Source organism: Blastomonas sp. CCH1-A6 (genome assembly GCF_001556365.1).
GTDB classification, from domain to species: Bacteria; Pseudomonadota; Alphaproteobacteria; order Sphingomonadales; family Sphingomonadaceae; genus Blastomonas; species Blastomonas ursincola.
In genome coordinates this window covers 1-11,330 of the sequence record NZ_LSIS01000530.1, presented here as the reverse complement: position 1 = coordinate 11,330, position 11,330 = coordinate 1, and the positions used below count along the sequence as shown (strand labels likewise).

The following is an 11,330-nucleotide window of genomic DNA, read 5'->3' as shown; positions in this document are numbered from 1 at the left end:
ACGGAACGCGTATAGCGGGGCCTTCGACAGGCTCAGGCTGAGCGGAGGTGGTTAGGGGGTACCCGGCCTGACCGGCTGGAGATGGCCCCCTGCTCTCGCAGGGGACTGGGTTGAGCGACGGCGCGCCCGGGAGGGGTGACAGCCCAAGCCCGCGCCCCACCCGCCCCAACATCGTAAAATCATCTTCGCCATCAAACACTAACGCTATGTTCACCCTTTTTCGTCATAGCTGCTGCCAATCTGCGTGAACCCGGCCCGGCAAACCGCTGTGCCCAGGGGATTCGCGGGGCGACGAAAAAGGTGTTGAAATGGAACTGCTCCGTCTGTTGAAAATGGCCATCGCGGCCCTGGCGACCACGGCTCTGCTCGCGGCCTGTGCCACGACGTCGAGCGGGCCGCAGCTTCCTCCGGCATCGTTCGTCTCGCTCTCCGACGGGCCGGGCGAGGAATATATCATCGGCCCGCTCGACGAGCTGACCGTGTTCGTCTGGCGCAATCCGGAGCTCGGCGCGAAGGTGCAGGTGCGGCCCGATGGCCGGATCACCACGCCGCTGATCACCGACATGCCCGCCGTCGGCAAGACCCCGACCATGCTGGCCGAGGACATCAAGCTGCAGCTGTCACAGTATATCCAGGAGCCGATCGTCTCGGTGATCGTCAACAGCTTTGCCGGCACCTTCTCGCAACAGGTGCGCATCGTCGGCGCGACCGAAAAGCCCGCCTCGATCCCCTATCGCGCCAACATGACGCTGCTCGACGCGATGATCGCGGTCGGTGGCCTGTCCGAATTCGCCGCGGGCAACCGCGCCAAGCTGGTGCGCTTCGACAAGGTGTCGGGCCGCCAGCAGGAATATCCGATCAAATTGGGTGACCTCATCAAGAAGGGCGACAGCCGCGCGAACGTGCTGCTGCAGCCCGGCGATGTCATTATCATCCCCGAAAGCATGTTCTAAGGCCCAAGCCTGACCGCCCGCAGCGCAACAGCGAAAGAAAAGCCTGACCGATGAATGGCCTGTACGAAGAATTCCGGATCGCGGTACACAGCGTGTGGCAACGCCGCTGGATTGCCATGGCGATCGCCTGGGTGATCTGTCTCGTCGGCTGGCTGGCGGTCGCGATGATCCCCAATACCTATGAATCGCAGGCCAAGCTGTTCGTCCAGACCAAGTCGATCCTGCCCGAGAATACCGGCGTCAATCCGGCCGAGCAGCAGAAGCAGATCGACACGGTGCAGCAGACGCTGACCTCGGCTGCGAACCTGGAAAAGGTCGTGCGCGGCACCGATCTGGGCAAGGGGCTTGTGACTCCGCGCGAGATCGAGGGCGCGGTGAACGGGCTGCGCAGCGCGATCAAGATCAAGTCCGAACAGAGCAACCTGTTCGAGATTTCTGCCACGATGACCGCCTCGGGGCGATCGGACGGCGAGGCGGCGAACCTGTCGCGCGCCGTGGTGCAGAAGCTGATCGACCTTTTCGTGGAGGAAAACCTGGCCGGTGGCCGAGGTGAGACAAGCGACACGCTGCGCTTTCTGAACGAGCAGATCGCCAAGCGGCAGAAGGAACTCGAGATTGCCGAGCAGAAGCGGGTGAAATTCGAGACCGAGAATCTCGGCATGCTGCCCGGCATCGGCTCGGTGAGCCAGCGGCTCGAACAGGGCCGGGTCGAGATCAACCAGATCGATTCGCAGCTGATCGCCGCGCAGAGCGCGCTGGCTGCGATCAACGGCCAGATTGCCGGGACGCCGCAGACGATCGCCGGTGGCACGACCGGGGCCGTCAATCCGCTCGCGCAGGCCCAGGGTGAACTGGCCGGAATGAAGGCGCGCGGGCTGACCGATCAGCATCCCGATGTCCAGGCGATCAAGAACCAGATCGCCGCGCTCAAGGCCGCAGGCGCGGGGGCGAGCACGGCCTATGGCGTGCCCAATCCGGCTTACAGCTCGCTGGTCAGCATGAAGGCCGAGCGCCAGGCGGCGGTCTCCGCGCTGCAGCAGCGCAAGGCTTCGCTGCAGGGCGAGATGAACGCGATGGTGGCCAAGCAGATCCAGGAGCCGGGTGTAGCCGCCGAGCAGGCGCGCATCGCACGCGACTATGAGGTTCTGAAGGCGCAATATGACAAGCTGCTCGCCGATCGCGAGCAGGTGCGGCTGCGCGGCCAGGTGGAGACCCAGACCGACGCGGTCCGTTTCGACCTGATCACGCCGCCGTCGAGCCCGCGCACGCCGATTGCGCCCAAGCGGCCGCTGCTGCTCGCTGCGGTGCTGTTTGCAGGCATTGCCGGTGGCATCGGCGGAGCGTTCGCGCTCGGCCAGCTGAGCGCCAGCTATCCCACCTCGGCCAAGCTGGAGGCGTCCTCGGGCCTGCCAGTGATCGGATCGATCTCGCAGATGCTCACCCAGGCGCAGCGCGACGAGCGCAAGCGCAAGCTGCGCATCTATATCGGCTCGGGCGGGGCGCTGGTCGGTGTCTTCCTGGTGCTGCTGATCATCGAGTTCATCCAGCGCGGTTCGGTGGTTTGAGGGGCGAAAGAGACATGACCATGCACGATCCCATCAAGTCGCCCGACAAGGACGAAGGCCCGCGTTCGTTGATCGAGCGCGCTTCGCAGATGTACGATTTCCGCAAGGCGCTGAGCCCGGAAGCACCGAAGCTGCCCGAAGCGCCGGTCGCGACGCCCGCGGCGGTAACCACGCCGGCTCCAGCTCCGATGGTACCGCCGGTTGCGCCTGCGCCGGTTGTGGCCGCTCCCGTCATTCCCCCGGTCGCCGCCGCGCCCGTCGCGCCGCGCGCACCGGTGCTGCCCGTGGCCGAGGTCGATCGCGACCTGCTGCGCGAATCCGCGTTCATCGTGCCCGATGGTCCGGTGACCAGCATCTCCGAAGAGTTCCGCATCGTGAAGCGCCGCCTGCTCGCCAGCGTGCAGGCCGAGATCAATGCAGGCCTCGGCGTTGCGGCGCAGCGCATCCTGATCTGCTCAGCCAATCCGGGCGACGGCAAGACCTATAGCGCGATCAACCTCGCGCTCTCGATCGCGACCGAAAAGGACCATGACGTCGTGCTGGTCGATGCCGATTTCGCCAAGCCCAGCATTCTTTCCTCGCTGGGCATTGCCGGGCAGAGCGGGCTGATGGACGCGCTGGCCGATCCGGCGGTGGACGTGCAGGACCTGATCATCCCGACCGACATTCCGGGGCTTTCGGTGCTCCCCGCCGGGCGTCAGACCAATACCGACAGCGAATATCTCGCTTCGGCACGCACCCAGGAGGTGCTGGCCAGTCTGACCGCCGGACGTCCGGGCCGGATCGTGATCTTCGATTCGCCGCCGCTGCTCGCGGCATCGCCTGCTGCGACGATCGCGCAGCATGTCGGCCATGCGCTGATGGTGGTGCGCGCCGATGTCACCAGCGAACGCGCGCTGCGCGATGCGCTCAGCCTGATTGCCGGATGCAACCAGATTCAGCTGCTGCTCAACGGGGTGAAATTCTCCCCCTCGGGTCGCAGCTTCGGATCCTATTACGGATATGGAGAATGACCATGGCAAGATGGTCGGATTTCAAGGGTAGCAGGGCGGGCCTTTCGCTGGCCGCGCTGGCGGCGGCGGCGGCCATGCCCCAGTCCGCTCTGGCGCAGCAGGGCGGCGGGGTCGATCCCGGTATCGGCCAGGGGCAGAGCCAGGGGCAGGGCGGTCGCAGCGGCGGGCTGGCCAATGGCTGCCGGTCGGTCGTCGTACCCTATCTCGAAGTCGGCCAGGTGCTGAGCGCCGATCTCAAGAATGGCGGCGACCTTTTGACCTACAGCCTGGCCGCAGTCGGCGTCGATGCGGCGGTCGCGACCTCGCGCGCCGAGGCGCAGGTCAGCGTTCGCTATGAGCGGCGCTTCTCGTGGAATGACGATTTCGGCGACGAGGACGCGATCAGCGGTATCGCGCGCGGCAATCTACAGATCATCCCCAACACGCTGTCGCTCGAGGTAGGTGCGCTCGGCATACGCTCGCGCGTCGACAATCGTGGCGCAGCCCCCAGCAACCTGATCGGCGGATCGGACAATGTCACGCAGATCTATTCGGTTTATGCCGGCCCGACATTGGCGACGCAGGTCGGCACGGTCGATGTCAACGCGCTCTACCGGATCGGCTATACCAAGGTAGAGGCCGACGCGGTCGCCTTGCCCGCAGGCGCGCTGCCGCTCGACCTGTTCGACGACAGCGTCAACCATGCCGCGAGCCTTGCCATCGGCCAGCAGCCGGGCGGCTTCCTGCCCATCGGCTGGTCGGTCAGCGGCGGCTGGTATCGCGAGGATGCAAGCCAGCTCGACCAGCGCTTCGACGACAAGATCGTCCGCGCGGATGTCACCGTTCCGGTCAGTGCGACGCTCGCGCTGGTCGGCGGCGTGGGCTATGAGGATATCGAGATTTCCGAGCGCGACGCGGTGCGCGATGCCACCGGCGCGCCGGTCGTCGGCAATGACGGACGGCTTGTCACCAACCGCAACTCGCCGCGCCTGCTGTCCTACGACCAGGATGGCCTGATCTGGGATGTCGGCGTGCTGTGGAGGCCCAGCCGCCGCACCTCGCTCGAGGCGCGGGTGGGCAAGCGCTATGACAGCCTGACCTATTACGGCACCTTCAGCTACACGCCCAACCAGCGCGTGGCGGCGAACGTGACGGTGTACGATCTGGTCGCCGGCTTCGGATCGCGACTGAACGACAATCTGGCGGGCCTTCCCACGCAGTTCGATGCGACGCGCAATCCGCTCAGCGGCGACCTCAACGCGTGCTTCTTTGGCGTGGGCGGTGGCGGCAACTGCCTCAACGACGCGCTGCAGTCGGTCGCTTCGTCGGCCTTCCGCACGCGCGGGGTCACCGGGCAGATCAGCCTGACCAGCGGCGACTGGCAGCACGGCTTTGGCGCAGGCTATAGCCGCCGCAAGTTCTTTGCGGCCGACAACGGCGCTCTGGCGGGTTTTGACCAGACGATCGACGAAATCTGGTTCGCCAGCTATGTCGGTGCCAAGCAGATCGACGCGCGCTCCAGTATCACCGGCACCATCTATGCCAACTATCTGGAAAATGGCCCTGGACAACTGCTCAACGGCGGCGCCAGCGATGTTCTGGGTCTCGGCACCAATCTTGCCTATGGCCGCAACTTCACCAACCGCTTCAACGGGACGCTGGCGCTGGGGCTCGACTATTTCGATCCCAAGGGCTTCGAAAGCAATCTGGTAGCCTCCGCGCTTCTGGCGCTGCGCTATTCGTTCCAGTAACATTGACGTGATGATCAGGGGGAAAGCCCATGTTTGAGACCCATTATGGCCTGACCGGACGGCCCTTTCAGCTAACCCCCGATCCGCGTTTCTATTTCGAGAGCGCGACCCACCGCAAGGCGATGTCGTATCTCGGCTATGGCCTGGCACAGGGCGAAGGCTTCATCATCATCACCGGCGAGATCGGTGCGGGCAAGTCGACGCTGGTCGCGCATCTGATGCAGACCGTGGACAAGGCGCGGCTGACCGCAGCGCAGATCGTCACCACCCAGCTCAAGGGCGATGACCTGCTGCACATGGTCGCGAGCAGCTTCGGCGTAGCCACGGCGGGGCTCGACAAGACGGGCACGCTGGCCGCGATCGAGCATTTCCTCCACACAGAAGCACGCGCCGGTCGTCGCTGCCTGCTGGTGGTCGATGAATCGCAGAACCTGCCGATGCCCGCGCTCGAAGAGCTGCGCATGCTGTCGAACTTCCAGCTCGGCAGCCATCCGCTGCTACAGATCTTCCTGCTCGGCCAGCCCGAATTCCGTGCGATGGTGCATGGTGCGCCGGGCCTCGAACAGCTGCGCCAGCGGATCATCGCGACGCACCATCTTGGCGCGATGGAACTGGCGGAAGTGCAGCCCTATGTCGAGCACCGGATGAAGCTGGTCGGCTGGACCGGACGCCCGGCCTTTGCCGACGATGTCTGGGCGCGCCTGTTTGCCGAAACCGGCGGCATACCGCGCAAGGTCAACATGCTGATCAACCGCGTGCTGCTGATGGCGGCGGTGGATGCTCGCGAAACCATCGACGCGTCGCTGATCGATGCCGTGCTGGCCGATCTGGCCATGGACCAGATGAATGACGAGGACTGGCAGAACGAGGCCATGCTGGCGAGCGCTGCGCGCCATGCCGAATATGCTGCTCCTGTCGCTCCTGCTCCGGAAGCGGGAGCGCCAGCAGCTCCGGCCGCCGTTCCAGAGGTCAGCCGCAGCGATTTCAACCATTTCGTCCGCGAGGTGCGCGCCTTTGCCACCGAACAGCAGGATGCGCGCGCGCTGCTGGTGCAGGAGTTGCAGGCCGCGCTTGATCGGGTCGATGCGCTGGAATCGCGCCCCGCGCCCGTCACCGATGTCGAGCCGCTGGTCCGGCGGATCGAGGCGCTGGAAAGGCTGCAGGCCGAACAGCAACAGACGCTGCACCGTGTGCTTGCGCTTCTGGTCGGCTGGGTCGAAGACGATTCTGCTGGCATGTGGCCCAAGGGCCGGGCAGCCTGACCGGAATGATTTTGCCCCATGGGGCCGGGAGTGAATGACCGTGCGCGAAGCATCGCTGGGCCAGCATTGCACTGCCGACAGGCGCATCGTCAACGGCCTCTCGGTTGATGTCGAAGAGTATTTTCAGGTCGGCGCGTTCGAGAACACGATCGATCCGGCCGACTGGGATGGCATTGCCAGCCGCGTCGAGCTGAACACCGGCGCGGTGCTCGACCTGTTCGCGCGCTGCGGGGTCAAGGCGACCTTCTTCACATTGGGCTGGGTCGCGCATCGGCACCCGGCGCTGATCCGCCGCATCATCGCCGAGGGGCACGAGATCGCCAGCCATGGCTGGGACCACACGCGCGTCTTCACGATGACGCCCGACCAGTTCGCCGAGGATATCGACAAGGCGCGCAAGGCGCTCGAGGATGCGGGCGGCGTGGCGATCAAGGGCTATCGCGCGCCGAGCTTCTCGATCGACCAGCGCACGCCTTGGGCGCACCCGATCCTCGCCGAGCGCGGCTATGCCTATTCGTCGAGCGTCGCCCCGATCGCGCACGACCATTATGGCTGGCGCGCGGCGCCGCGCTTTGCCTTTCATCCGGCCGAGGGATCGGACCTGATCGAACTGCCGGTGACCACGGTGCAGCTCGGCGAGCGCCGCTTTGGCGCGGGCGGCGGCGGGTTCTTTCGCATCCTGCCCTATGCGCTGTCGCGCTGGGCGCTGAACCGCGTGAATACGACCGATGGCCGGCCCGCGATCTTCTATTTCCATCCCTGGGAGGTCGATCCCGATCAGCCGCGCGTCGAAGGTGCGCCGCTGCGCTCGCGGCTGCGGCACTATACCGGGCTCGACGCGATGGCCGACAAGCTCGAGCGGTTGACGCGCGACTTCAGCTGGTGCCGGATCGACGAGATCGCGCTTCCGCTCGCGGCGGGCAAGCTGTGATGTTGCACTTCGCGCCACCCGTGATGGCCGCACCTGCGGTCCGCACCGTTCCGCTGGGCGATGCGCAGGAACGCGCGCGGCTCGCGGCCTGGATCGAAGCGCACCCCTCCGCCACCGCGTTTCACCGGCTGGTCTGGGGCGAGGCTGTCGCAAAGGCCACCGGGCATCAATTGCTGGCGCTGGTGGCGGAAGATGCTGCGGGTTCGATCACGGGCTATCTGCCGCTGCATGTCGTGCATTCGCCGCTGTTCGGGCGCGCGATCGTCTCGGCGGGCTTTGCGGTCGATGGCGGCATCCTCGCCGATGACGCGGCGACGGCCGCCGTGCTGGCCGACGCGGCCTGGCTGCAAAGCGAGCGCCATAGCGCACCGACGCTCGAACTGCGCGGCGGCTTGCTGCCGCACGACCCGCGCTGGACGATCAAGTCGGACGCGCATGCTGGGTTCATCGCCGATCTGGTTGCCGACGGTCCCGATGCCGACCAGAAGCAGCTCGAATGGATTCCGCGCAAGCAACGCGCCGAGGTGCGCAAGGGGCTGGCGAATGGCATGACCGTGCGCACCGGCACGTCCGCGCTCGACCGGCAACAGCATTATGCCGTCTATGCCGAGAGCGTGCGCAATCTCGGCACGCCGGTCTTTCCGCGCGCGCTGTTCGATGCGGTGCTCGATGGCTTCGGCGACGATGCCGATATCCTGACGGTTCTCAAGGACGACGTCCCCGTGGCGAGCGTGCTCAGCCTTTATCATCGCGGCACCGTGATGCCCTATTGGGGCGGCGGGGTCTGGGCGGCGCGAGGGCTGCGCGCCAACGATGTCATGTATTATGCGCTGATGAACCATGCGCGCGCGCGGGGCTGCGCCCGGTTCGATTTCGGTCGGTCGAAGGTCGATAGCGGCGCGTTTGCGTTCAAGAAGAACTGGGGCTTCGCGCCTGCGCCGCTCAGCTATGCGGTGCGCAATGCCGATGGGCTGCCGCCGCGCGACGTCAATCCGCTGAGCCCCAAATATCGGCTGCAGATCGCGCTGTGGCAGCGGCTGCCGCTCGGCATCGCCAACCGGCTTGGTCCCTGGATCTCCAACGGGCTCGGCTGATGGGCGAGCTGCTCTTCTTGGCGCATCGAATCCCGTTTCCGCCCGACCGCGGTGACAAGATCCGCTCGCACGCGATCCTCAAGGCGCTGGCAGCGCGCGGACCGGTGCATGTCGCCACCTTTGGCGAGACGGACGCGGACATGGCCGCTGAGGCCGACCTGTCAGCGATCGCGGCCAGCCACCTGCTGGTACGGCGCACGATCTCGAACCTGCGCGCCGGGCTCAACGCTTTGCCCAGCGGCAAGCCGGTGTCTCTGACCGCCTTCGATAGCCAGGATATTCGGCATTATGTCGCCCGGCTGCTGGCGACCCGTCCGATCGACGCGATCTTCGTTTTCTCGGGTCAGATGGCGCAGTTCATCCCGCCCAGCTTTGCCGGACGCGTGGTCATCGATTTCGTCGACATGGATTCGGCCAAGTTCGCCGCCTATGCCAAGGCGACCGCCGGTCCGATGAAGCTTGTCCACGCGCGCGAGGCGCGGCTGCTCGGCGCATTCGAACGGCAGATGGCGCGCCGAGCGCAGCTCAGCCTGTTCTGCAGCCCCACCGAGGTGGCCGAGTTCCGGCTGGGCCTTGGCGATCCGCAGGTGTGCGTGGACCCGGTGGTCAATGGCATCGATACGGCCTTCTACGATCCCGTCGGTGTCGGCCCTGCGCCTTATGCGGGCGAGGCGGGGCCGCATCTCGTGTTCACCGGCCAGATGGATTATGCGCCTAATGTCGATGCGGTGGTCCATTTTGCCGAGGCCGTGCTGCCCGCCGTCCAGAAGCAGCTGCCCGATGCGCGGTTTCATATCGTCGGCCGCAATCCCGCTCCTGCGGTGCGCGCGCTCGAAGGGCGTGCCGGGGTGCATGTGGTGGGCGCGGTCGACGACATCCGCCCGTGGATCGGTTCGGCCGACATGGTGGTCGCGCCCTTGCGCATAGCACGCGGCATCCAGAACAAGGTGCTCGAAGCCATGGCGATGGCGCGCCCGGTCATCGCATCGGGCGCGGCAGCCGAAGGCATTGTCGCGCAATCGGGCGCGCATTTCATGGTCGCGCGCGACGATGCGGCCACGGTCGATGCCGTTTGCGCGCTGGCGGCCGATCAAGACCGTGCTGCCGCTATCGGGGCAGCGGCGCGCGCGCATATGCTGAAGCATTATCAATGGGATGCGCAGCTCGCTCCGCTGCTCGCCTGGCTCGACCAGCCACCCGCCCTGGTACCGAGCGCAGCCTGATGGCGAGCCTCGCTGCAGAGATTCCCGAAACCGCCGAACCCAAGCCGCTCAGCCCTGCCTGGCGCTCGGCGCTGATCCGGCTCGGCATCGCCTGGGTGGCGATCCTTGCGGCGTTCGCACGCGATGCGCTGGATATGGTGGCAATCTGGTGGGACAGTTCCACGTTCAACCATATCCTGCTGATCCCGTTCATCCTCGGCTGGCTCGTCATGCAGCGCACGCAGGAGCTCAAGCGGATCACGCCCTCGCTCTGGTGGCCCGGATTGCTGGTCATGGCGGCAGCGAGCGGTGGCTGGGTGCTGGGCGAGGCGGCCGGTGTCGCGCTGGCGCGGCACCTGGCGCTCGTCATGCTGCTCCAGGGCAGCACCCTGGCGCTGCTCGGCCCGCATGTCGGCCGCGCGCTGCTGTTCCCGCTCGGCTATGCCTTCTTCCTTGTGCCCGTGGGCGAGGAGCTGGTCCCGCCGCTGCAGACGATCACGGCGGATATCTCGATGCTGCTGCTCGGCTGGTCGGGCATCCCCGCGCATATCGAGGGCGTGTTCATCTCCACCCCGACCGCGCTGTTTCGCGTCGCGGAAGCCTGTTCGGGGGTCAAGTTCCTCATCGCGATGGTCGCCTATGGCGTGCTGGTCGCCAATGTCTGCTTCAACAGCTGGCCCCGCCGGATCGGCATTGTCGCCTTGTCGATCGTCATCCCGATCCTCGCCAACGGCGTCCGAGCCTTCGGGACGATCTATATCGCCGACCTGTACGGGCTCGATTTCGCGGCAGGCTTCGACCATGTCTTCTACGGCTGGATATTTTTCGCGATCGTACTGATCCTGGTGATGGCGATCGGCTGGCGCTTCTTCGACCGCCAGGTCACCGATCCGTTCCTCGATCCGGCGACCGCAGACCGTCTTGCGCAAGCCTCGCGCAAGCTGCCACCCCAGGATGGGCTGGTGATCGCGGGTGCAGCGCTGCTGCTTGCGGCTCCGCTGGGCTGGGCGCTGATGGGTCTGCCCGAACCCGCAGCGCTGCCCGCGCGCAACAGCCTGCCCGAAATTGCAGGCTGGCAGCGGGTGGGCTTTGCCCCCGACACTGCCTGGATGCCGCGCGCCAGCGGCAGCGACCGGCGCTGGATCGCCAGCTATGTTCGCGAGGGCCAGCGCGTCGATGTCTATGCCGCGCTGTTCGACGGCCAGTCCGAAGGGCGCGAGATTACCGGTTACGGCCAGGGCGCGCTCGATCCCGACGGCCGCTGGTCGTGGGTGGAGCAGGGGCCAGCGGTCGCTGACGGCAAGGCCGATATCATCACCGGACCGGGAAGGGTGGTGCGTGACGTCGCGACCTTCTATCGCGTCGGCGATATCGTTACCGGCAGCAATCTCAGCATCCGGCTGGAATCGCTCAAGGCGCGGTTGCTGCGCCAGAGCCAGCCGGCGATGATCCTGATCGTCTCGGCCCAGCGCAACGGCGATGGTGCGGCGCGTCCGGCCATCGATGCGCTGCTGCGCGATGCGGGCGGGGCCCAGAAACTCACCGATACCATATTGGCGGGGCGCTGACCGGTCATGTGC

At 66.2% G+C, this 11,330-nt stretch carries 9 protein-coding genes; all 9 read left to right on the top strand.

The window, feature by feature from the left end; genetic code table 11:
* Positions 1–332: 332 nt before the first annotated feature.
* From AX735_RS22825 to xrtA, 9 genes are read left to right on the top strand one after another with little or no spacing between them, the layout of a single operon-like run.
* Positions 333–953 carry an XrtA/PEP-CTERM system exopolysaccharide export protein gene (locus AX735_RS22825; protein WP_031317642.1) on the top strand — a complete coding sequence of 207 codons (621 nt, stop codon included), beginning with the start codon at positions 333–335 and terminating at the stop codon, positions 951–953.
* Between the two features lie 50 nt (positions 954–1,003).
* Positions 1,004–2,518 (top strand): XrtA system polysaccharide chain length determinant, encoded by a 1,515-nt coding sequence (locus tag AX735_RS22820; protein WP_066284886.1) that lies wholly within the window; start codon positions 1,004–1,006, stop codon positions 2,516–2,518.
* A gap of 14 nt (positions 2,519–2,532) precedes the next feature.
* Positions 2,533–3,531, top strand: coding sequence for a capsular biosynthesis protein (locus AX735_RS22815; protein WP_066284885.1), 999 nt, complete (start codon positions 2,533–2,535; stop codon positions 3,529–3,531).
* 2 nt (positions 3,532–3,533) lie between these two features.
* A complete protein-coding gene (locus tag AX735_RS22810) occupies positions 3,534–5,261 on the top strand; it encodes a hypothetical protein (RefSeq protein WP_082751275.1) in 1,728 nt (575 codons plus the stop codon).
* Between the two features lie 29 nt (positions 5,262–5,290).
* The gene (locus AX735_RS22805; RefSeq protein ID WP_066284883.1) at positions 5,291–6,523 is read left to right on the top strand and encodes an XrtA/PEP-CTERM system-associated ATPase; all 1,233 of its coding nucleotides are present in this window, start codon (positions 5,291–5,293) and stop codon (positions 6,521–6,523) included.
* Positions 6,524–6,557: 34 nt separating this feature from the next.
* A complete protein-coding gene (locus AX735_RS22800; RefSeq protein WP_066284882.1) occupies positions 6,558–7,454 on the top strand; it encodes an XrtA system polysaccharide deacetylase in 897 nt (298 codons plus the stop codon).
* Positions 7,454–8,548, top strand: a complete 1,095-nt coding sequence (locus tag AX735_RS22795) for a FemAB family XrtA/PEP-CTERM system-associated protein (protein ID WP_231750231.1) — start codon at positions 7,454–7,456, stop codon at positions 8,546–8,548. The genes AX735_RS22800 and AX735_RS22795 overlap by 1 nt, the downstream gene beginning before the upstream one ends.
* On the top strand, positions 8,548–9,771 hold the full coding sequence (locus AX735_RS22790) for a TIGR03087 family PEP-CTERM/XrtA system glycosyltransferase (protein ID WP_066284881.1): 1,224 nt from the start codon (positions 8,548–8,550) through the stop codon (positions 9,769–9,771). Before AX735_RS22795 ends, AX735_RS22790 begins: the two co-directional genes overlap by 1 nt.
* Positions 9,771–11,318 carry an exosortase A gene (gene xrtA / locus AX735_RS22785; protein ID WP_066284880.1) on the top strand — a complete coding sequence of 516 codons (1,548 nt, stop codon included), beginning with the start codon at positions 9,771–9,773 and terminating at the stop codon, positions 11,316–11,318. The genes AX735_RS22790 and xrtA overlap by 1 nt, the downstream gene beginning before the upstream one ends.
* Positions 11,319–11,330: the final 12 nt, after the last annotated feature.